We start from the raw sequence: 21,204 nt of genomic DNA, 5'->3' as shown, positions 1-21,204 counted from the left end.
CCCGGCAAATGCCTTTGTCTGAAACAGGAAACCGTGACGCGCTCAGGTGGCGCTGTAGGTTCCAAGATGTTGAAATGACGCAAGATACCGGCCGCCAACGGTGTTTTCCGCCCGAACAGCAAGACCCGCGTCCTGACATGCCCGGTTTGGATCACCGATCCGGTCGCAATCGCATTTCACCACAGGGTTATCGGCGTGAACGGGCAGGGTCGTCAAAACCGAAAGACCCATCGCGGCAAAAGCAAAACGCGCGATCATGCTTCCATCATCTCTTTGTTCTTAAGGCCGGTGCCCAGATAGGCCTCGATCACCTGTTCGTTCGCCTTGATCTCGTCCAGCGTACCCTCGGCAAGAACCTTGCCTTCGGCCATACAGATCACGGGATTACAGATGCGGCCGATGAACTCCATATCGTGTTCAATGACAACAAACGTGTATCCGCGCTCTTCGTTCAGGCGCTTGATGGCATCCGCAATGGTATAAAGCAGGGTACGGTTCACACCGGCGCCCACCTCGTCCAGAAACACGATCTTGGCATCAACCATCATGGTGCGCCCGAGTTCCAGCAGCTTTTTCTGGCCCCCCGAGACTTCGCCCGCCTTCAGGTCGGCGATATGCGAGATGGTCAGAAACTCCAGAACCTCGTCCGCCTTGGCGCGCAATGCGCGTTCCTCGTCCGCGATTCGCTTGCGGCCAAACCATGTGTTCCACAGCGTTTCACCCGACTGCGTGCCCGGCACCATCATCAGGTTCTCGCGGCATGTCATCGAGCTGAACTCATGCGCAATCTGGAACGTGCGCAGCAATCCCTTGTGGAACAATTCGTGCGGCGGCAATCCCGTGATGTCTTCACCCGCCATAAGCACTTTGCCTGACGTAGGATTCAGAACACCTGCGATCACATTGAAAAGTGTGGTTTTTCCGGCCCCGTTTGGACCGATCAAGCCGGTGATCGAACCCGGTTCGATCTTGAGCGTCGCACCATCAACAGCCCGAAAGCCGCCAAAATGCTTGTGAACGTCTTCTACGACGATCATATGTCTTCCCCCGTTGGCGTTCGTTGCGCCTTACAGAAATTTGAAACAGCCCGGAACATGTCCGGGCTGTTCGATATTAAGCCAACCTTTTAACAGGTCTTAGCGATATTGGGCAGTGGTCATCTTACCACCTTTGATCTCGATTTCACGGTATCCACCAGAGGCTTCACCGCCACCGATCAGCTCAACAGCTGTCGCGCCGACATAGTCGATTTCGCCGCCACCCGCGAGGATTTCGAGAGCTTTGTCCAGCTCGCCCGCAGCAATCGGTTCACCCGGTGCGTTTGCAACGTCCATGATCTTGGCAGAATAAGCCTTGGGATCGGTCGATCCGGCAGCCTGCATTGCCAGCATGATCAATGCAGCAGCGTCATAGCTTTCGCCGATGTAGGGGCCGGATGCATCTGCACCGGTCGCTGCAACAGCTTCGAGAACTTTCGACGGATCAGCAGCTTCACTGCCTGGTACCGTGCCGATCGACCCTTCGATTTCGTCGCCAAAGTTGGTTTCCAGCGCGGTGCCGATCATACCGTCAGGCAGAGCAAAGGTTTCGAACGCGCCTGTGTCCAGTGCTGCGCGGATCACGCCGGGGCCACCTTGGTCAACGTAACCGGCCACGATCAGGATGTCGCCACCAGCCGATGCCAGTGCCGCAACTTCTGCCGAGTAGTCAGCTTTGCCGTCTTCGTGCGCTGTGGTTGCAGTGATTTCACCGCCGCCTGCCTTGAAGGCTGCCGAGATGCTGTCTGCGAGACCTTTACCATAGTCGTTGTTGGTATAGGTCAAAGCCGCCGATTTGAATCCGCGCTCAAGCAGAACAGTGGCCAGAACCTGACCCTGACGGGCATCCGATGGGGCGGTGCGGAAGAACATGCCGTTGTCTTCTGCATCCGAAAGAGCAGGCGATGTTGCGGAAGGCGAAATCATGACCATGCCGTTTGGCACGGCGACGTTGGCCAGAACCGCACCGGTCACACCCGAACAGTCAGCGCCCATGATACCTTTGACACCTTCTGCGGTGATCAGGCGTTCGGCGGCAGCTGTTGCAGCGCCCGCATCGATGCAGGTCGAATCCGCACGTACCGGAGTAACAGACGCGCCACCCATCAGTTTGCCGCTTGCGGTGACTTCGGCCATGGCGACTTCGGCGCCAGCAGCCATTGCAGGGGTCAGAGATTCGATCGGGCCGGTAAAGCCCAGAATCACGCCCATTTTAATGTCTTCAGCCGAGGCGGCGCCCGTCATCAGGGCCGCGGCAGCAGATGCCATCAGCAGTTTTTTCATAAGTCCACTCCCTATTTGGATTTATTGGATATCTTGATTACCGGTCACGAGCCTATGCCGCAAATTTTCGAATGAAAAGGGGGATAGACAAGGATTTAGCCTTTGTTTGCACTATATATGTGCAAACTCTTGCTGCCTTGTGACCTGATACTTGTTGGAGATATTCGAATGCTGCGTCTTCTTTTGGTAATATGCGTGTGGCTTCTGCCTGTGGTGGTGCAGGCGCAAGTGATTTCCTCACAGAAGGGGGCGTTGACCCTCACAAAGATGGCTGTCGGATTTCGCACGCCTTGGGCCTTGGCTTTTTTGCCAGACGGTAGTTTCCTTGTGACCGAACGTGAAGGCAAGCTGTGGCAAGTCACCCCTCAGGGAAAGAAGCACCAGATCAAAGGCTTGCCAAATGTCGCTGTGCAAAACCAGGGCGGACTTCTGGATGTTATGGTGCCCCGCGATTTTGAAAACCGGCGCGAACTGTTCCTGTCCTACAGTAAGAAACAAGGCGGCGGCGCAGGCACGGCGGTGGCGCGGGCCACTTTGAAGGCCAATTCAAACCGCCTGTCGGATGTGCGTCAGATTTTCGAGATGGCACCGGGGTCAAAGGGCGGGCGCCACTTCGGAAGCCGGATTGTCGAGGCGCGGGATGGCACCCTGTTTGTGACTTTGGGCGAACGTGGGGATCGGCCGTCAGCGCAGGATCTTGGGCGCCATAACGGAAGCATCATCCGCATCACCCGAACCGGTGCTGTTCCGGCGGATAATCCTTTTGTGTCTAATGCCGCTGCCCAACCAGAGATCTGGTCCTATGGGCATCGCAATCCGCAAGGCGCGGCCTTGGACCGAAACGGCAACCTGTGGGCGGTTGAGCACGGCGCGAAAGGAGGCGACGAGGTGAACCGCATTCGTGCAGGGCGCAATTATGGCTGGCCGGTGATTTCCTATGGCACGCATTATTCGGGCGCAAAAATCGGGGAAGGCACATCTAAATCCGGGTTGGAACAGCCCAAGTTCTTCTGGGACCCGTCCATCGCGCCGTCTGGTTTGATGATTTATTCCGGCAAGCTGTGGCCGGAATGGCGGGGACATATGTTTGTTGGAAGCCTGAAGTTTGATTTTATTTCAAGGCTCTCGGGATCAAAGCTGAGCGAGCGGGAGCGGTTGAAAAGTGATGAAACCGCCCGTGTGCGTGACATCCGGGAAGCGCCAGACGGCGCAATCTGGTTTATAGCAGAAGATCAGGGAGCAATTTTTCGGATTTCCCCAAGGGATTGATTGACCTTGACCGTTTTACAAGGCCAAACTTGATCCAACTGCCAGAAAGGGCTTCCAATGATCAAAACACTTTTCAAAGTTTCCTCCCTTGTCGTTTTTGCGGCGTTGGCACCGATGGCCGCCACCGCGCAGGAAGAGACAAAGATTGGTCCGCGCGAAACCTATAATGAAGCCCGCGAAGAAATGGACGCCTTGATCAAACAGCGCAGGCTGGGGGATGCGATCCGCATGTTTGAATCACTGGGCCAGCCCGACAACAAGGAGCTGGCCGCGCTCGATACAAAAATGCGCGTGCTCTACAAAACCGATTTTACGGACGTTGCCCTGATCCGCTCTGAAATTCACAAAAACGGTTTTCGGCAGGAAATCATCGGGTACTGGAACGACGAGCAGTATCTCTATGTCTATCTGCTGATGCACACCGTGAACAACCGCCCGCGTTTGTTGAATTTCCGCTTTGACGCGGATTTCCATGCGCTGAACATGCTGTTTTAAAGGCCTCGACGGTCGAAATGAATTGGGCCTTGCGGCGGGTGTCGCAAGGCCCATTTTTGTTTTCGGTCGGCGTGCCGTTGGCCAAAAAGCGCAAGCTCTAGATCGACAGGCGGGCCGCTTGGGTGCCGCGTTCACGATACGGGGTCGTGTCGTAATGGGCGCGATAGCACTTTGAGAAATGCGACGGCGAGGCAAATCCGCAGGCCAGAGCCACGTTGATCACGCTCATATCGGTTTGCATCAACAGGTTGCGCGCCTTTTGCAGACGCAATTCCATGTAATAGCGTTTGGGCGAGCGATTGAGATAACGCCGGAACAGGCGTTCCAGCTGTCGAGTGGACATGCCCACATCCTTGGCCAGAATTGAAGGGCTGATCGGCTCTTCAATATTGGCTTCCATCATCTGGATCACCTGGCTGAGTTTCGGGTGTCGCACACCGATCCGTGTGGGCACCGACAGACGCTGTGTGTCCTGATCCGTGCGGATCGACGAATAGATCTGTTGATCCGCAACCCAATTGGCCAGTTCCTCACCGTGGTCATTCGCGATGATCTGCAAGAACATATCGATCGAAGACGTGCCACCCGCAGTGGTCATGCGGTTCCCGTCGATGACAAAGACGGATTTGCTCAGCTCGACCTCGGGGAATTCCTCGGAAAAGCTGTCCTGGTTTTCCCAGTGAATCGTTGCCCGCTTTCCATCCAGAAGCCCCGCCTTGGCCATCGGATAGGCGGCGGTACAAAGCCCACCGATGCGCACACCTTTGCGGGCCTCTCGTCGCAGCCAGTTCAGCAACCGCTTGGAGGTGACGTTCAAAATGTCCAGACCGCCGCACAGGATAACCGTATCATCACGGTGCAAATCGATCAGATCGCTTTGAAGCGAAAACTCGGTGTCTGTCGAGCATTTCGCAGTTTCACCGCCTTCTCCAATCAAGTGCCACTCGTACAAGGGGGTGTCTGTGTGTCGATTGGCCAATCGCAAACAGTCCAATGCCGACGCAAAAGACAAAAGCGTGAAATTATCAAGCAAAACAAAGATAAAGCGGCGCGGTTTGGCACCATTTTCAAGGCTTGCACTGAGACGTTTCAGCTGTGACATGCTGGGTTATCCTCAAAGTGGAGGGGCGATTTTCGCCAAGTGTTTCAATGTTAGCGCCAGATGACCATCACAGGTCAAGGCCCCAAAGCGTTTCGGTCGGAAGTTGAAGGACAACTTGGTTCTGACGGGTCCGCAACATTGAACTGTTCCAAACACGACGAACAAACTTGAATTTCAAGTTTGATGAATGGCGCATTAATTCAGTTATGGCCCTTGCTCAAGACCTTTTGTATAGAGAGGGCCTGAACATTTTTTACCGGAGTTAAGACAATGGCAGAATGGGTAAAATCTGGCTGGCGGAACAAACCGCGGATCCAGATGCCTGATTATACGGATGAGGACGCACTGAAGGCCGTGGAGGCCCAGTTGGCCAGTTATCCGCCACTCGTCTTTGCCGGTGAGGCGCGCCGCCTGAAGGAACAACTCGGTGCCGCCTCGCGCGGCGAAGCATTTTTGTTGCAAGGGGGCGATTGCGCCGAGAGCTTTGAACAGTTTTCCGCAGATGGCATCCGCGACACGTTCAAAGTGATGCTGCAAATGGCGATGGTTTTGACCTATGGCGCCAAGGTGCCGGTTGTCAAAGTCGGACGCATGGCGGGCCAGTTCGCGAAACCACGTTCGGCACCGACCGAAACCGTGGATGGTATCGAATTGCCCAGCTATCGCGGTGACATCATCAACGAGCTGGACTTCACATCAGCCTCGCGCATTCCCGACCCCAAGAAAATGCTGCAAGCCTATACGCAGGCGGCTGCAACGCTGAACCTGTTGCGCGCATTTTCAACAGGCGGTTACGCTGACGTTCATCAGGTACACTCGTGGACGCTTGGCTTTACCGAAGGTGAAAAGGCCACGAAATATCGCGATATGGCCAACCGTATCAGCAACGCGCTTGATTTCATGAAGGCCGCCGGCGTCAGCTCGGCCACATCCAGCGCACTGCGCACGGTTGATTTCTATACCAGCCACGAAGGCTTGCTTCTGGAGTATGAAGAGGCGCTGACACGTCTGGATTCGACATCCGGCAAATGGCTGGCCGGCTCGGGTCACATGATCTGGATTGGTGACCGTACCCGTCAGCCCGATGGCGCCCACGTAGAGTATTGCAGCGGTGTCCTCAACCCGATTGGTCTGAAGTGTGGTCCCACCACGACAGCAGAAGACCTCAAAGTGCTGATGGCGAAACTGAACCCTGAAAACGAAGCCGGGCGCCTGACATTGATCGCGCGCTTTGGTGCGGGCAGTGTTGGCGAACACCTGCCTCGTCTGGTGAAAGCCGTTCAGGAAGAAGGCGCAAACGTGCTGTGGACCTGTGATCCGATGCACGGCAACACGATCAAGTCGGCCACGGGTTATAAAACCCGTCCGTTTGACAGCGTTCTGCGCGAAGTCCGCGAGTTCTTTGGCGTTCACAAGGCCGAAGGCACTGTTCCGGGTGGCGTGCATTTCGAGATGACCGGTCAGGACGTTACAGAATGTACCGGTGGTGTCCGTGCAGTGACCGAAGAGGATCTGTCAGATCGGTATCACACAGCCTGTGATCCGCGTTTGAATGCATCTCAGTCTCTCGAGTTGGCATTCCTTGTCGCCGAAGAGCTGTCGTCTTTGCGTGAAACGCGCCAAGCCGAAGCCGTCTAAGCGGTTCTTGAAATTGTAAGAAAGGCGCGGTCCATAAAGGGCCGCGCCTTTTTCGTAGAGTCAGGCCTCGACAACCCGCAGATAAGACACCTGTGTCGGGCGGGATTGTTCTTTGGTCCCTTCATGAAAGGCACCGACAGGGCGTTTCAACTGACGCAGAAAGCTTCCTTTCAGGCCCAGCCGGTGCGGCCGCGCGCCGATCTGTCCGGTGAAGGACACGCCACCCAGCACACGCGATACGTCACCACGATGACCGCTTAGGGGCAGCAATAGCATTTCGGCACTTAGGGAAGGGCGGCCCAGTCCCGTTTCAGAAGCAAGTTGCAGCGTGGCTTTGGCCGGTCCGCGAAACACCTGCTCGAGAACATCGCGAAACCCGTCACGCGAGTCCGGTGTGATCAGCGCGCTCAGGGGCATGCCACGGACATCGACACCCATCAGATCGCTCACCAGATGCCCCGCAACCCGAAAGCGGGCCATGCCCGGTGCGATCCGCTCAAGGATAAAGGCCTGTCCCAAAGATTTTTGCATACTGCGCGGGTCCACCTCTGCGCGGGACGGCACACAGCGTGTGTTGCGCAGGGACTCCCAATACTCTTCGATCGCCAACATATGTGGATCGGTTTGTCTGTTCGGAACGGATTTCCCTGCATCTGTCTTGGAGCCACCGATCGACCACATGTCCTTCACCTTTCAAAACACTAATTTTCCCTTAACAATCTATGTCAGCTTTTCGAGAAATGCGGTGAAAAATCGAAGGAATTGGTTAACTTCCAACGCTGTCTTGCTGTCAACCGCTTGCGCCAAAGGGTGGTATGGCTTTAGGTGTCACAACAACAAAAAAGGAGAGACCCTTTGCTGCAATCAATGACGGGATTTGCTGTGCAAAAAGGAATGGCGCAAGGGTTTACCTGGGCCATGGACATGCGCGGCGTGAACGCCAAAGGTCTGGATTTGCGCTTGCGCGTTCCCGACTGGATTGAAGGTCTCGAACCCGCCATGCGGGCGATCCTTGGCAAAGCGATGGCACGCGGATCGGTCAGCATCTCGTTGCGGGTGTCGCGGGACGACGAGGGTGAATCGCTGGCTTTGAACAGTGCGCAGTTGTCGGCTGTTCTGGATGCCATGACCGAAATCGAAGCACAGGCCATGGACCGGGGGCTGTCCCTTGCGCCGTCTACAGCCAGTGATGTTCTCGGGCTGCGCGGCGTGCTGGATACGGCCAGCATCGAAACGGATACCAAGGCGCTGCGCGAGGCGATACTGGCCGATTTGCCGGACCTTCTGGACGCTTTCCTGCAAATGCGCCGTGCCGAGGGCGAGGCGCTCGATTCGGTTCTGAAGGACCAGTTGAACACGATTGCGGACCTGACGGATGCTGCTGCAGAGGTGCTTGAGGCCCGCCGCGACGAAACGGCTGCGGCGCTGCGGCGCAATCTGGCCAAGGTCATGGACAACACAGATGACATGGACGAAGGCCGTATCGCACAGGAGCTGGCGATCATTGCCGTCAAACAGGACATCACCGAGGAACTGGACCGGTTGCGCGCCCATATCGATGCCGCGCGCGATCTTCTTTCCGCCGGAAGCCCCGTCGGGCGCAAGCTGGATTTCCTCATGCAGGAATTCAACCGCGAGGCCAATACGTTGTGCTCAAAGTCACAGAATGCAGAATTGACGCGGATTGGTCTGGACCTCAAGGCGGTGATCGACCAGATGCGCGAACAAGTTCAAAACGTGGAATGAAACATGACTGATATGAGCAACCGCCGCGGCCTTCTTGTGATCCTGTCGTCCCCGTCCGGCGCAGGGAAATCGACACTGGCCCGACGCTTGATGGAGTGGGATCCGGGCCTCAGCTTTTCCGTATCCGCAACCACCCGTGCGCCGCGCACCGGCGAAGAACATGGCCGCGAATACTACTTTTTGTCGGAAGATGAATTCAAACGCATGGCCGCCAACGGTGAAATGCTGGAACACGCGCACGTTTTTGGCAACTTTTACGGATCGCCTCAGGCTCCTGTGCAAAAGGTGATCGAAAGCGGCAATGACGTTCTGTTTGATGTCGATTGGCAGGGCGAACAGCAAATCCGCAATTCAAACCTTGGCAAACACGCGCTGTCGATCTTTATTCTGCCGCCCTCGATCACGGAGCTGCATCGACGTCTTGTGTCGCGCGCCCAAGACAGCGAAGAGGTGATTTCCAAGCGGATGCTCAAAAGCTGGGACGAGATCAGCCACTGGGGCGCATATGACTATGTGCTGGTGAATGATGATCTTGATGCCACTGAAAAGGAATTGAAAACCATCATCACAGCGGAACGGATGCGCCGCGAACAGCAACCCATGTTGCAAGAACACGTGCGCACCCTGCATGCGGAATTTGAGGAGATGTCCTGATGCCGATTTATCAACTGGATGGGGTTTCCCCCGACATTGCAGAAGACAGCTGGGTTGCACCGGACGCCAATGTCATTGGCAATGTCCGCATTGAAGAAGGTGCGTCGGTCTGGTTCGGATGCACCATTCGTGGTGACAATGAAACCATCGTGATCGGCAAGGGATCAAACGTGCAGGAAAACACGGTCATGCACACCGATCCCGGATGTCCCTTAACAATTGGTGAGGGATGTACCATCGGACACAAGGCGATGCTGCACGGGTGCACCATCGGTGAAAACAGCCTGATCGGAATGGGCGCAACCGTCCTGAACGGGGCAAAGATCGGCAAGAATTGTCTGATCGGGGCAGGGGCGCTTGTCACCGAAGGCAAGGTCATTCCGGATGGATCTCTTGTCATGGGCGCACCGGGCAAAGTCGTGCGCACGCTGGACGAGGCGGCCATCAACGGGCTGCGTGGAAGTGCGCTGCATTATCAGCAAAACATGCGCCGTTTTCGGGCCGGTCTTGTCGCCCTGTAAAGGAAAGTTGCAAGAAAACATGATGTTTAACTTGTAACATCTTGTTTATAAAGCTGCTTATTGAATTGTAACAACTGGGTGAAACTTTTGCTTTGCCCCGTTTACAAATCTGTTTGGCTCGGAAACTCTGGCCGTGATCTGAATGGCGGACCTGACCCATGAGCGCGACACTTGCAAAATCCTTTGTACATGGCATCCCGATGCCGTCGGTCTTTGTTGGATCGAACAAACGTATCATTGCCGCAAATGAAGGGGCTTTGACGCTTAATCCCAAGGCTGACGAAACCAGCCCCTTTGTTCTGGTGTTCCGCCAGCCCGGACTGACCGAAGCGCTGGATTCCTGTCTTGCGAACGGAACCGAGCAGCGCGCCATTTACCATCATCACGACGGGCCGCTGAATGTGCGCTACAACGTGACCTTCTCGCGTGTTACGGGGGAAGAAGTGGATGGGGTGCTTTTGTGTTTCACAGATGTCACCCACCTTCAGCAGGCCGACAAGATGCGCAGGGATTTTGTGGCAAACGTCAGCCATGAATTGCGCACGCCGCTCACGGCCATTCTGGGATTTATCGAGACGATTCAGGGACCCGCCCGCGGTGATCCCGAGGCCCAGCAACGGTTTCTGACAACCATGTCCGCCGAAGCCAGCCGCATGAACCGTTTGGTCGGCGATCTTCTGTCTTTGAGCCGTGTCGAAGAAGAGGCTCGCATGCGGCCGACCTCTGCAATCGATCTGGATCAGCTTTTGCGATCTGTGCTGCGTAATCTTGAAACTGTAGCAGAAGAAAATGGCGGTCAGTTCCTTTATGACACTCCGGATGTTCCGACCAGCGTCACCGGGGATCCGGACCAACTCTTGCAGGTTTTCACCAACCTCATTGAAAACGCTTTGAAATATGGCGGGCAGGGGACGCAGGTCTCGATCAAGGTCTCTTTTGTGGCGCGCGACCACGTGTTGCGCAAACCTGCATTGTTGATTGCCATTTCGGACAACGGTCCCGGAATCGATGCCGTGCATCTGCCCCGCCTGACCGAGAGATTTTATCGGATCGACTCACATCGCTCGCGCGAGATGGGCGGCACCGGTTTGGGCCTCGCGATTGTGAAACATATCCTGAATCGGCACCGTGGACGCCTTCAGGTTGAAAGCACCCTGGGTCAGGGATCAACTTTTACGGTTATCCTTCCCAAAAAATGACGAAAGAAACGCGGATTTCTCGTGGTGTCACAAAAGCGTTACAAACCCGTCACAAAAGCTTTGTCAGAGAGACTTAGCACGCTCTCAAGGTCGTCACAGTCGGATGGCCAAAACCAATGGAGTTATTTCTCATGTCGGTAAAACTGACCGCCTCGGCTCTGGCCATCATCGCCGCTGCCACAACCGCCTCTGCCCGCGATCAGCTGCAGATCAAAGGGTCTTCGACCGTTCTGCCTTACGCTACTATCGTTGCTGAAGCATTTGGTGAAAACTTTGACTTCCCGACACCTGTTGTTGAAGGTGGTGGTTCGGGCGCAGGCCGTAAAGCAATGTGTGAAGGTGTTGGCGAAAACACCATCGACATCGCAAACTCGTCCTCGCGCATCAAGCCTTCGGACATCGAACTGTGTGCCTCGAACGGCGTCAACGAAATCATGGAAGTCCGCTTTGGCTATGACGGCATCGTCTTTGCGTCGGACATCAACGGTCCTTCGTTTGCCTTCACACCAGCTGACTGGTTCTCGGCAATCGCCAAAGAAGTTGTTGTAGATGGCAAACTGGTTGCTAACCCTGCAAAAACTTGGGCTGACGTAAACGCTGATCTGCCTGCTAACGAAATCCTGGCGTTCATCCCAGGCACCAAGCACGGTACACGTGAAGTGTTCGACAAAAAAGTTCTGGAAGCTGGCTGTAAAGCAACTGGCGCCTATGACATCTTCACAGAAGCCAACGGTGGCGACAAGAAGAAAGCAAAGAAAGCCTGTCACGCGCTGCGTACAGACGGTCTTTCGGTTGACATCGACGGTGACTACACCGAGACCCTCGCGCGTCTTGATGCAAACCCACAAGCCATCGGCGTCTTTGGCCTGTCTTTCTACCAGAACAACACGGACAAGCTGATCGTTGCGACAATGGACGACGTGACACCGTCGACCGAAACAGTTGCTTCGGGTGAATACCCTGTATCGCGCCCCTTGTTCTTCTACGTCAAGAAAGCACACCTGGGTGTGATCCCAGGCCTGCAAGAGTACATCGACTTCTTCGTGTCGGACGACATGGCTGGTCCAGACGGCCCATTGGCTGAATACGGCCTCGTGTCGGACCCAGAGCTGGCGAAAACCCAAGAAATGGTTTCGACTGGCGTCTCGATGGCTCCGCTGAACTAAGCGTTCCCTAAATCCAAGGTGGCGCCTGTTCCGGGCGCCACCTTTTTCCTGTCCACGACTATCGCGTTGGAGCACCCATGAGCGCCGGTCTCGTCATCCTCGTCGTCATCGCAATTGCGACTGCCGGCTTTTTTATTGGTCGATCCCGTTCTTTGAGCGCGGTGAATGGCAACATTCGTCAATTGCACTCGTTGCCCGGATACTATGGCCAGACTGTATTTTTGGCAGCAGCGGTTCCCGCGCTGCTTGTGGCTTTTGGATGGTTGCTGTTGCAACCCATTTTGGTGGAAAGCCAGATCACGAACATGATCGCGCCGTCGGATATCGCCGAGGGCAGTTCTCGTGGATTGGTGATGGCAGATGTGCGCCGCATCGCGACAGGTCTGGATGTGGCCATCGCAACGGGTGCCCTGACAGAAGACCAGCTCGGCGCCCTGAGCGCGGATCAGTCTGATGTGCGTGCTTTGCTTGGTTCGGTCGGGGTCGCACTGGCCTCAGAGGTCAAAGAAAGCGTCCTTGTCGCCTCCAAGACCTACCGCGAAATGACCGCGACACTGCGCAGTGCAATGGCCATTATCGTGATCCTTCTGAGCTTGGGCGGGGCCGTGTTTTCCCTGTCCCGTATCAAACCGGATTTCCGGGCGCGCAACGTGTCGGAAACCGCGGTAAAGGCGCTGTTGATCCTGTCTTCGACAGTGGCCATTTTGACCACGATCGGCATCATTGCATCGCTGTTGTTCGAGACCGCGCATTTCTTCCGCCTGTATCCGGCCAAAGACTTTTTGTTCAGCCTGACATGGAACCCGCAATTCACGGGCGGGTCTGATCTCGGGATCCTGCCGCTTTTGTGGGGCACGCTCTATGTGTCCTTTGTGGCTTTGGTTTTTGCCGTGCCAATCGGATTGCTTGTTGCGATTTACCTGTCGGAATATGCAACCCGCAAAGTGCGCTCTATCGTGAAGCCCGCGATTGAAATTCTGGCGGGTATCCCGACCATCGTTTACGGTCTCTTTGCCCTGATCACAGTGGGCCCGTTGCTGCGGGACTATTTCGCACAGCCCTTGGGGCTCGGGACCTCTTCGTCCTCTGTTATGACAGCAGGGATTGTCATGGGGATCATGCTGATCCCGTTTGTCTCGTCTCTGTCGGACGACGTGATCAATGCCGTCCCACAGGCAATGCGCGATGGCTCTTACGGTCTTGGGGCGACGCAATCCGAAACCGTGAAACAGGTCATCCTGCCCGCAGCCCTTCCGGGCATTGTCGGTGCGGTTCTTCTGGCAGCCTCGCGCGCCATCGGAGAAACCATGATCGTGGTGATGGGGGCAGGGGCCGCGGCCAAGCTTGACCTCAATCCCTTTGAAGCCATGACAACGATCACAGTCAAGATCGTCAGCCAGCTGACCGGTGATACAGAATTCGCCAGCCCTGAAACGCTGGTTGCCTTCGCACTGGGTCTGTCACTCTTTGTAGTCACGCTCGGACTGAATGTCCTGGCCCTCTATATCGTTCGCAAGTACCGGGAGCAGTACGAATGACCGACGCGACGAACAACGGTGCCCCCAAGAAGGCACTCAAAACCTCGCTTATTGCCGTTGATGAACGCACCAAGCGACGCAATGCAGCAGAAGCCCGCTTTCGCGCCTATGGCGTGGTGGCCATCGTCATCGCCATTCTGGCATTGATCGGTCTTGTCGGGTCAATCCTCAACAACGGCTCGTCCGCTTTCCGCCAGACCTTCATCACGATGGATGTCTATCTGGACCCCGCAAAACTTGACAAAGACGGCTCTGGCAATCTTGAGAAAATCGCCAAGGTGTCCACCTTCGGCTATGCACCTTTGATTGCGAAATCCTTTGAGAAGAAGTTTGAAGATCCAAATGTCGGCGTTGAAGGTCTGAGCGCCAAAAAGGCCGCCAAGATGATTTCAAAAGAAGGCCCCGCTGAAATGCGCCGCTTTGTTTTGGCCAATCCGGAAATGATTGGTGAAACGGTGTCGTTCAAGTTTCTCGCGTCGGGTCGGATTGATGGTTATTTCAAAGGCCGCGTGACAATGGAGAGCGCAAAGCTCGACAAAAACGTGTCTACCGAACAGCTGATGCTGGCGGATCAGCTCAAGGCTGAAGGCAGCCTCCAAACATCGTTCAATATGGGCTTTCTGACCCGCGCAGACGGTTCGGAAAACCGCCCCGAAGCGGCCGGTCTTGGTGTTGCGATCCTCGGGTCCTTCTACATGATGATTGTTGTGTTGTGCCTGACATTGCCAATTGGTGTGGCCGCGTCGATCTATCTTGAAGAATTTGCCCCCAAGAACTGGATCACCGATATTGTCGAGGTCAACATTTCGAACCTGGCGGCTGTGCCGTCCATTGTGTTCGGTATCCTTGGTCTTTCGATCTTTATCAACTTTATGGGGTTGCCGCAGTCTGCCCCGATTGTGGGGGGATTGGTGCTGACGCTCATGACCTTGCCAACAATCATCATCGCGACCCGCGCCTCTCTTAAGGCTGTGCCACCGTCCATTCGCGATGCCGCACTGGGCGTCGGGGCATCAAAAATGCAGGCGGTGTTCCATCACGTCCTGCCCTTGGCGGCGCCCGGTATCCTGACAGGGACCATCATTGGTCTGGCTCAGGCGCTTGGTGAAACCGCACCGTTGCTTTTGATCGGTATGGTTGCCTTCGTTCGCGAATTCCCAGCCGCTCCGCCAGAAGGCTTTTTTGACCCCGCTGCCGCGCTTCCGGTTCAGGTTTATAACTGGACCCAACGGGCAGACCCTGCTTTTGTCGAAAGAGCTTCGGGCGCGATTATCGTTCTTCTCGTCTTCCTGTTGGCCATGAATGCCATCGCAATCGTCCTCCGCCGCCGCTTTGAGCGCCGCTGGTAAAGCCCGAAGGAAACACAATAATGTATGATGCACCTAATCTGGGGGCCACCGTGGAACAAAAAGACATCAAGATCTCTGCCAAGAAGGTACAGGTCTACTATGGCGAAACCCACGCCATCAAAGACGTGGACATCGAAGTCCAGGACAAAACCGTAACGGCGTTTATCGGCCCGTCTGGATGTGGCAAGTCGACATTCCTGCGCTGTCTGAACCGGATGAATGACACCATCGATATTTGCCGCGTCGAAGGCGATATCCTTCTGGATGGCGAAGACATCTATGACAAGCGCGTTGACCCGGTTCAGTTGCGCGCCAAAGTCGGCATGGTGTTCCAGAAACCGAACCCCTTCCCGAAGTCGATTTATGACAACGTGGCCTATGGCCCCCGCATTCATGGTCTGGCTAAGAACAAGGCCGAACTGGACGAGATCGTTGAAAAAGCGCTGCGTCGTGGCGCGATCTGGAACGAGGTCAAAGATCGTCTGGACGCACCGGGCACAGGTCTTTCCGGCGGACAGCAACAGCGTTTGTGTATTGCACGCGCCGTTGCGACTGAACCCGAAGTTCTCTTGATGGACGAGCCCTGTTCGGCGCTTGACCCGATTGCAACGGCTCAGGTCGAAGAGCTGATCGACGAGCTGCGTTCGCGGTATTCCGTTGTCATCGTGACCCACTCGATGCAACAGGCCGCGCGTGTCAGCCAGAAAACAGCGTTTTTCCACCTTGGCCATCTGGTCGAGTATGACGACACCGCAAACATTTTCACCAATCCCAAAGATGAACGCACCGAGAGCTATATCACGGGCCGGATCGGGTAAGGAGTTCAACAGATGAACGACAAACATATTGTCTCTTCGTTTGACGCTGAATTGGAACAAATTCAGGCACATATCATGAAGATGGGCGGTCTGGTCGAAGAGGCCATTCTGGATGCGTCCAAATCGCTCAAGAACCGCGATGAAGAACTTGCCGAGCAAGTGCGCGCAAACGACAAAGCCATTGATGCGCTGGAACAGCGTGTAAATGACGAAGCTTTCAAGTTGATCGCACTGCGTTCACCCACAGCCGTCGATCTGCGGGTGGCCTTGTCTGTGATGAAGGTCGCGGGCAACCTCGAGCGGATTGGCGACTATGCCAAGAATATGGCCAAACGGACCAGTGTTCTGGTGCATATGACACCGGTTGAAGGCGCCCGAAGTGCGTTGCGGCGCATGGCCCGCGAAGTACAGTTGATGCTCAAGGATGCGCTGGATGCCTATATCCAGCGGGATGCCGAACTGGCGCGCGATATTCTGGAACGCGACCGCGACATCGATCAGATGTATAACGCCTTGTTCCGTGAATTCCTGACCTTCATGATGGAAGACCCGCGCTATATCACGCCCTGTATGCACCTGCATTTCATCGCCAAGAATACCGAGCGTATGGGCGACCACGTGACGTCGATTGCCGAACAGGTGATCTATCTGGTGACGGGGGCATTGCCCGACGAAAACCGCCCGCGCGAAGACCATTATCGTGCGGAACTGCACCTTTCTGACTAACTGTATCAAGGTCCATTATTATGGCACATGATCATCCCACCGTTTTGGTCGTCGAAGACGAACCCGCACAACGCGAAGTTCTGTCCTATAACCTCAAGGCAGAAGGTTTTGAGGTTGTATCTGCCGCGGATGGCGACGAAGCCCTGTTGCTGGTTCAGGAAGAGGTTCCGGACATTATTGTTCTGGACTGGATGCTGCCGGGAATTTCGGGAATCGAGATTTGCCGTCGTTTGAAAACCAAGGCCCAGACAAGCGGTATTCCGGTTATCATGCTGTCTGCGCGCTCCGAAGAAGTGGATCGCGTCAGGGGGCTCGAGACCGGTGCAGACGACTATGTTGTCAAACCGTATTCGGTTCTTGAACTCATGGCACGGGTGCGCAGCCAGTTGCGCCGCGTGCGCCCTGCGTCTGTCGGGCAGCGCCTTGAGTATCAGGACATCATGCTGGATGCGGAAACGCACCGTGTGACGCGTGACGAAAAATCTCTCAAACTGGGGCCAACCGAGTTTCGTTTGTTGTCCACGTTTATGGAGAAACCGGGCCGTGTCTGGAGCCGTGAACAGCTTCTGGATCGGGTTTGGGGCCGCGATATCTATGTCGATAGCCGCACCGTGGACGTTCACATTGGACGCCTGCGCAAAGCTTTGTGCGTACACGGTGGCGAAGACCCGCTGCGCACCGTGCGCGGGGCAGGGTACGCGCTGGGATGAACTGTCTTCTCGTTCTGGATCGAAGGAAAACACTGTTTTCTTCGATCCGGGCGTGAACTTGACCGCTTCAATTTCATCATTAATCACTTATTTTTAATACTAACGTCTTTTCTCCAGACATTTTTTTTGACGCAAGTGCCAATCCACCTTGGGTTCAATACCCCTCGCTTGAGGAGGGGACCCACACAAAAGTTCCTTGCTTTAAGAGGTTATCCCCTCCAAAATTCAGCAATTGAGATATGAATCCGTATTCGGATGCATTTGATTTTTGCGTTTCAACTTTGCTTTTTTGGAGGCACATATGACAATCTATACATTGTCCGGTTTTACGATCCACAGTCTAGAAACAGCCGGAAACTACGAACAAGTTGATTCACATTCGTCAACGCTTCGCATCGTCACCGAGGACAGTACAAATTCCTTCAGCTACACCGTTTTAGGAACCAACGATGGTGGAATTAGTGAAGTCGACATTGATACGACAGGCATAATTGGTATCGCCATCAACGCCCTTGGGTATGATTTGGATTCAAACGACCTCTATTCTCATGTTGGTCAACTGACTTGGCAAGGCAACCAAACGACCGTTGCTACTTTCTGGATGGATACTGGAAACGGAACCTCGATCGAGCATGTCTTTGCGCTTGGTGGAGCACCTTTCCCAGCAGTCAACTCGTTGGCTGAGTTGACTGCGCTAAATAGTTTGATCACGCAGGTTCGAGCCGCACCAACCAGTGGTCCGTTGGCGCCCAACACCAATATTCCTCTCAGCAGCCTATTAGGGATTACGACTGAAGCAGACAATGTAATCCAGGGAACAATAGGCAGTGATACGCTTATGGGGACGGCTGGCAACGATATTTATATGCCAGAGGAAAACGACTATCAGGATCTTCTGATTGGTTCCGCCGGTAATGATATTTTTGCGCTGACCGAATTGAACACTTCAACGTTTCACCGGTTGGATTACCACCTTTTAAACAGTGGCATCACAGTCAATCTCGATTACGAGCATCATATCGCTGATGTCCTAAAAGGGGCCAATGGAAATGATGTGCTTGTCGATTTCCACTTTGCTTCCGATTACTCCATCGGGACTGGAACTTGGCTTGACGCAACTGCGCATGCTGACACGTTTAACGTGAACATGAACCCAAACAATTCGTGGGTTGGCATTGCCGGAGGCGAGGGCAATGACACCTTCAACCTGGATGGTGGCAACATTATTCGCCTTGGATATTGGGGGAGTTCGTCGGGTGTGCCAGCCACAACTGGTGTGAACGTAAACCTCAACCAAGGGGTCGCGACCAACGACGGGTTTGGCGGCCGAGACACCATCAATATCAACGACACCTCGATACGGGTTGAAATTGAAGGCACCGATCAGAACGATACCATCACCGGCAGTGCCGGCGACGAACGGTTCATTCTGCATCAAGGCAACGACACGCTGAACGCTGGCGCGGGTTGGGATGTCCTGCGCTTTGATCGTTCGGGCGTTGGGCCCGTGACGGTAAACATCGCGGCTGGTGTGGCACGCGGGACATGGAACGGGGAAAGTTTTGATCACACCTTTAGTAATGTCGAAGAAGTGCGGGGATCTCGCGACGACGACGATGTTCTGACAGGGGATGGTCAGCACAATTACCTGTCCGGCAACGGCGGCAATGATACGCTGAACGGGGGCGGCGGTAACGACGACCTCGAAGGGGGCGCGGGCGATGATGTTCTCTATGGCGGTGACGGCCATGACGAAGCGTTCTATCGCGGCCTGTCTATCTCTGACATCTCGTATTCCGGTGACACACTTGCGGGCGTCACAGTTGTGTCCAGCCAAGGTACAGATGTGCTGTTTGGTGTTGAAGAGCTGGACCTTGAGGATGGGGACATTATTCTGCCCACGGGATCAACAGCAACGCCGACAAGTGGGGATGACGTTTTGTTGGGTGGGTCCGGCAACGACAATATTTCCGGTCTTTCTGGCAACGATTCCATTGTGGGCAACGGCGGCAATGACACGCTGCGTGGCGGCCCCGGCGGAGATACATTGGTCGGCGGGACAGGTGATGACTATCTCAATCCGGGCAACAACGATCGAAGCTATGACATCGTCCTTCCCGGTGAAGGCAACAATACCGTAGATCTGTCCGAGATGCTGACCGGCGAGGCAATCCTGCAATTCTGGGATCTTAACGCGGGGATCAATGCCGTCATTGATGGCAATGCAAACACCGGCACGGTCACAAGCAGCAGCGGAACCACGTCCATCATCAATGTGCGCAACCCCATGGATGGGTATGCCTTTACATTCGAAGGCACCGAATATGATGATGTGTTGAATGTCACGGTTTCTGACGATGGCTGGATGTCTCTCCGGCCCATTGAAGGCAATGACCGGATCATAATCGGAGACAGTGAAGGCACCGTGCGTCTCGATTATCGCGACTATGATCGTGCCGGAACCGGCGTTGCGATTGATCTGGGTAGCGGCGGTGTCTCGAATGACGGTTATGGCGGGGAGGATACGATTGTCGGCTCTGTGCCAGAGCTGCGCACCACCATGGAAAATGATATCGTCTTTGGCAGTGACGCGGACGAACGCTTTATCCTGATGGCGGGCAATGACACTCTGGATGGCGGCGGAGGATTTGACCGCGTGCGGTATGACAGATCGCAGGTCGAAGCCGTCACGGTGAACCTTGGAACCGGTATTGCGACCGGCGTTTGGCGCGGCGCAAACTTCCGTCACGAATTGACAAATGTTGAACGTGTTGAAGGCTCGAATGACTACGGCGATCTGCTTATTGGCGATGAATTCACCAATGTTCTGGATGGGAATGGCGGCGACGATACCTTGCAAGGGGCAGGGGGCGACGACACGATTCATGGCGGCGATGGTGTTGATACTGTCCTATTCGATGTTGCCAGCACCGATGTTCAAATTCACGCATGGTCTACTGGAAACGGGCTGAATGTGCACTCAACGCTTGGCGCGGTTGCAGTCAATGACGATGTCGAGGGCTTTCAGTTCACCGATACGTTTCTAAGCTATGGCGAGGTCTTGTCAAACTTACCCGGCAGGACACTTGGCACAGATGCCAACGACCTCATTTTCGCCTATTCAGACGACAACAGATACAATGGCGGCTTGGGCGACGATACAATTTACGGTTTCGGAGGCAACGATACCCTGAACGGGGGCGAGGGCGCCGACAGTCTTTTGGGCGGTTCTGGTCGAGACACGCTGAATGGCGAAAGCGGCAACGACACATTGATTGGTGGCGACAACGAGGACGATCTGCGCGATGTGATCTATGGCGGTGCGGGCAATGATCTGATCGACGGCGGCTATGGCAATGATGAACTGCGCGGGGATGCAGGCAATGATACGATTGCAGGTGGCTTCGGTGCCGACACGGTCATCGGTGGCACCGGCAACGATACTCTGACAGGCAGTGCCTTTGCCGACCAGATTTTTGGCGGCGACGGGGACGACTTTGTCAACGGAGGCTTTGGTCATGATCTTTTAAACGGGGGCTCAGGGGCCGATCGTTTTTATCATATCGGCATCTTTGATCACGGATCGGATTGGGTGCAGGACTATAGCGCCGCGGAAGGTGACATCCTTCACTTTGGCAACAGCTCTGCCACACGCAGCCAGTTCCAGGTGAACACCACACATACTGCAACCGCAGCCGGAGAACGGTCAGGTGAGGACAGCGTTGAAGAAGCGTTTGTGATCTATCGACCCACAGAACAGATCATCTGGGCCTTGGTTGATGGTGGAGGTGAATCAAGCATTAACCTTCAGATTGGCGGAGAAGTGTTTGATCTGCTGTCGTAAAATCACTTTTATCGACACCATCGGGTCATCAGGATGACCTGATGGTGTCGGGCCTATGCGATTCAGTATCAACGACTAATTTCAGGCATTCAAAACCTCGCGACACGG

The 21,204-nt window shown here is 54.9% G+C and carries 19 protein-coding genes; 14 read left to right on the top strand and 5 right to left on the bottom strand.

Annotated elements, in window-relative coordinates; translation table 11 throughout:
* Positions 1-42: 42 nt before the first annotated feature.
* The 3 genes from PH7735_RS09005 to PH7735_RS08995 all read right to left on the bottom strand — a co-directional run bounded on the left by PH7735_RS09005 (position 43) and on the right by PH7735_RS08995 (position 2,321).
* Positions 43-258, bottom strand: coding sequence for a hypothetical protein (locus tag PH7735_RS09005; RefSeq protein WP_058310913.1), 216 nt, complete (start codon positions 256-258; stop codon positions 43-45).
* Positions 255-1,037, bottom strand: coding sequence for an ABC transporter ATP-binding protein (locus PH7735_RS09000; protein ID WP_058310912.1), 783 nt, complete (start codon positions 1,035-1,037; stop codon positions 255-257). The genes PH7735_RS09005 and PH7735_RS09000 overlap by 4 nt, the downstream gene beginning before the upstream one ends.
* Positions 1,038-1,136: 99 nt before the next feature.
* Entirely contained in the window at positions 1,137-2,321 is a 1,185-nt protein-coding gene (locus PH7735_RS08995) for an ABC transporter substrate-binding protein (RefSeq protein ID WP_058310911.1), read from the bottom strand.
* Between the two features lie 168 nt (positions 2,322-2,489).
* Here PH7735_RS08995 and PH7735_RS08990 point away from each other — a divergent pair, with 168 nt between their 5' ends.
* Positions 2,490-3,590, top strand: a complete 1,101-nt coding sequence (locus tag PH7735_RS08990) for a PQQ-dependent sugar dehydrogenase (RefSeq protein ID WP_058310910.1) — start codon at positions 2,490-2,492, stop codon at positions 3,588-3,590.
* 57 nt (positions 3,591-3,647) lie between these two features.
* The gene (locus tag PH7735_RS08985; protein WP_058310909.1) at positions 3,648-4,085 is read left to right on the top strand and encodes a hypothetical protein; all 438 of its coding nucleotides are present in this window, start codon (positions 3,648-3,650) and stop codon (positions 4,083-4,085) included.
* A 97-nt stretch (positions 4,086-4,182) separates the two neighbouring features.
* Here the strand turns inward: PH7735_RS08985 and PH7735_RS08980 are convergent, their stop codons facing one another.
* A complete protein-coding gene (locus PH7735_RS08980) occupies positions 4,183-5,187 on the bottom strand; it encodes a GlxA family transcriptional regulator (RefSeq protein WP_058310908.1) in 1,005 nt (334 codons plus the stop codon).
* A gap of 270 nt (positions 5,188-5,457) precedes the next feature.
* Here PH7735_RS08980 and PH7735_RS08975 point away from each other — a divergent pair, with 270 nt between their 5' ends.
* The gene (locus PH7735_RS08975) at positions 5,458-6,825 is read left to right on the top strand and encodes a class II 3-deoxy-7-phosphoheptulonate synthase (RefSeq protein ID WP_058310907.1); all 1,368 of its coding nucleotides are present in this window, start codon (positions 5,458-5,460) and stop codon (positions 6,823-6,825) included.
* Positions 6,826-6,885: 60 nt separating this feature from the next.
* On the opposite strand, the gene PH7735_RS08970 is transcribed toward PH7735_RS08975, so the two are convergent.
* The gene (locus PH7735_RS08970; protein WP_058310906.1) at positions 6,886-7,506 is read right to left on the bottom strand and encodes a PAS domain-containing protein; all 621 of its coding nucleotides are present in this window, start codon (positions 7,504-7,506) and stop codon (positions 6,886-6,888) included.
* A gap of 174 nt (positions 7,507-7,680) precedes the next feature.
* Between PH7735_RS08970 and PH7735_RS08965 the strand changes: the two genes are divergently transcribed.
* The 11 genes from PH7735_RS08965 (at position 7,681) to PH7735_RS08915 (ending at position 21,096) form a co-directional block, all read left to right on the top strand.
* The gene (locus tag PH7735_RS08965) at positions 7,681-8,571 is read left to right on the top strand and encodes a YicC/YloC family endoribonuclease (RefSeq protein WP_233488284.1); all 891 of its coding nucleotides are present in this window, start codon (positions 7,681-7,683) and stop codon (positions 8,569-8,571) included.
* A gap of 12 nt (positions 8,572-8,583) precedes the next feature.
* On the top strand, positions 8,584-9,225 hold the full coding sequence (gene gmk / locus PH7735_RS08960; protein WP_058310904.1) for a guanylate kinase: 642 nt from the start codon (positions 8,584-8,586) through the stop codon (positions 9,223-9,225).
* Positions 9,225-9,746, top strand: a complete 522-nt coding sequence (locus tag PH7735_RS08955) for a gamma carbonic anhydrase family protein (protein ID WP_058310903.1) — start codon at positions 9,225-9,227, stop codon at positions 9,744-9,746. The genes gmk and PH7735_RS08955 overlap by 1 nt, the downstream gene beginning before the upstream one ends.
* Positions 9,747-9,904: 158 nt before the next feature.
* Positions 9,905-10,945, top strand: a complete 1,041-nt coding sequence (locus PH7735_RS08950) for a sensor histidine kinase (protein ID WP_058310902.1) — start codon at positions 9,905-9,907, stop codon at positions 10,943-10,945.
* A 131-nt stretch (positions 10,946-11,076) separates the two neighbouring features.
* Complete coding sequence (locus PH7735_RS08945; RefSeq protein ID WP_058311216.1) at positions 11,077-12,111, top strand: PstS family phosphate ABC transporter substrate-binding protein; 1,035 nt, start codon at positions 11,077-11,079, stop codon at positions 12,109-12,111.
* Between the two features lie 77 nt (positions 12,112-12,188).
* Positions 12,189-13,649: a phosphate ABC transporter permease subunit PstC gene (gene pstC / locus PH7735_RS08940; RefSeq protein WP_058310901.1), complete on the top strand. Its 1,461-nt coding sequence runs from the start codon at positions 12,189-12,191 to the stop codon at positions 13,647-13,649.
* On the top strand, positions 13,646-14,998 hold the full coding sequence (pstA, locus tag PH7735_RS08935) for a phosphate ABC transporter permease PstA (protein ID WP_058310900.1): 1,353 nt from the start codon (positions 13,646-13,648) through the stop codon (positions 14,996-14,998). Before pstC ends, pstA begins: the two co-directional genes overlap by 4 nt.
* A gap of 20 nt (positions 14,999-15,018) precedes the next feature.
* Positions 15,019-15,816, top strand: a complete 798-nt coding sequence (pstB, locus tag PH7735_RS08930; RefSeq protein WP_058310899.1) for a phosphate ABC transporter ATP-binding protein PstB — start codon at positions 15,019-15,021, stop codon at positions 15,814-15,816.
* Between the two features lie 12 nt (positions 15,817-15,828).
* The gene (gene phoU, locus PH7735_RS08925; protein WP_058310898.1) at positions 15,829-16,542 is read left to right on the top strand and encodes a phosphate signaling complex protein PhoU; all 714 of its coding nucleotides are present in this window, start codon (positions 15,829-15,831) and stop codon (positions 16,540-16,542) included.
* A gap of 20 nt (positions 16,543-16,562) precedes the next feature.
* Positions 16,563-17,252 carry a phosphate regulon transcriptional regulator PhoB gene (phoB, locus tag PH7735_RS08920; protein WP_058310897.1) on the top strand — a complete coding sequence of 230 codons (690 nt, stop codon included), beginning with the start codon at positions 16,563-16,565 and terminating at the stop codon, positions 17,250-17,252.
* Positions 17,253-17,553: 301 nt separating this feature from the next.
* Complete coding sequence (locus tag PH7735_RS08915) at positions 17,554-21,096, top strand: calcium-binding protein (RefSeq protein ID WP_058310896.1); 3,543 nt, start codon at positions 17,554-17,556, stop codon at positions 21,094-21,096.
* The last annotated feature ends 108 nt before the right edge of the window (positions 21,097-21,204 follow it).

The sequence above is a fragment of the Shimia thalassica genome, from assembly GCF_001458215.1.
In the GTDB taxonomy this organism is placed as follows: domain Bacteria; phylum Pseudomonadota; class Alphaproteobacteria; order Rhodobacterales; family Rhodobacteraceae; genus Shimia; species Shimia thalassica.
Note: the sequence above shows the minus strand (reverse complement) of the source record. Positions and strands in the feature narration are given on the sequence as shown.

What these genes read in the sequence shown, in the direction of transcription:
- PH7735_RS09005 (WP_058310913.1), bottom strand. Translation starts at nt 258, where the DNA reads ATGATCGCGCGTTTTGCTTTTGCCGCGATGGGTCTTTCGGTTTTGACG.
- PH7735_RS08985 (WP_058310909.1), top strand. Translation starts at nt 3,648, where the DNA reads ATGATCAAAACACTTTTCAAAGTTTCCTCCCTTGTCGTTTTTGCGGCG.
- phoU (WP_058310898.1), top strand. Translation starts at nt 15,829, where the DNA reads ATGAACGACAAACATATTGTCTCTTCGTTTGACGCTGAATTGGAACAA.
- phoB (WP_058310897.1), top strand. Translation starts at nt 16,563, where the DNA reads ATGGCACATGATCATCCCACCGTTTTGGTCGTCGAAGACGAACCCGCA.
- PH7735_RS08955 (WP_058310903.1), top strand. Translation starts at nt 9,225, where the DNA reads ATGCCGATTTATCAACTGGATGGGGTTTCCCCCGACATTGCAGAAGAC.
- PH7735_RS08945 (WP_058311216.1), top strand. Translation starts at nt 11,077, where the DNA reads ATGTCGGTAAAACTGACCGCCTCGGCTCTGGCCATCATCGCCGCTGCC.
- PH7735_RS08990 (WP_058310910.1), top strand. Translation starts at nt 2,490, where the DNA reads ATGCTGCGTCTTCTTTTGGTAATATGCGTGTGGCTTCTGCCTGTGGTG.
- PH7735_RS08950 (WP_058310902.1), top strand. Translation starts at nt 9,905, where the DNA reads ATGAGCGCGACACTTGCAAAATCCTTTGTACATGGCATCCCGATGCCG.
- PH7735_RS08980 (WP_058310908.1), bottom strand. Translation starts at nt 5,187, where the DNA reads ATGTCACAGCTGAAACGTCTCAGTGCAAGCCTTGAAAATGGTGCCAAA.
- PH7735_RS08975 (WP_058310907.1), top strand. Translation starts at nt 5,458, where the DNA reads ATGGCAGAATGGGTAAAATCTGGCTGGCGGAACAAACCGCGGATCCAG.
- pstC (WP_058310901.1), top strand. Translation starts at nt 12,189, where the DNA reads ATGAGCGCCGGTCTCGTCATCCTCGTCGTCATCGCAATTGCGACTGCC.
- PH7735_RS09000 (WP_058310912.1), bottom strand. Translation starts at nt 1,037, where the DNA reads ATGATCGTCGTAGAAGACGTTCACAAGCATTTTGGCGGCTTTCGGGCT.
- PH7735_RS08970 (WP_058310906.1), bottom strand. Translation starts at nt 7,506, where the DNA reads ATGTGGTCGATCGGTGGCTCCAAGACAGATGCAGGGAAATCCGTTCCG.
- gmk (WP_058310904.1), top strand. Translation starts at nt 8,584, where the DNA reads ATGAGCAACCGCCGCGGCCTTCTTGTGATCCTGTCGTCCCCGTCCGGC.
- PH7735_RS08995 (WP_058310911.1), bottom strand. Translation starts at nt 2,321, where the DNA reads ATGAAAAAACTGCTGATGGCATCTGCTGCCGCGGCCCTGATGACGGGC.
- PH7735_RS08915 (WP_058310896.1), top strand. Translation starts at nt 17,554, where the DNA reads ATGACAATCTATACATTGTCCGGTTTTACGATCCACAGTCTAGAAACA.
- pstA (WP_058310900.1), top strand. Translation starts at nt 13,646, where the DNA reads ATGACCGACGCGACGAACAACGGTGCCCCCAAGAAGGCACTCAAAACC.
- pstB (WP_058310899.1), top strand. Translation starts at nt 15,019, where the DNA reads ATGTATGATGCACCTAATCTGGGGGCCACCGTGGAACAAAAAGACATC.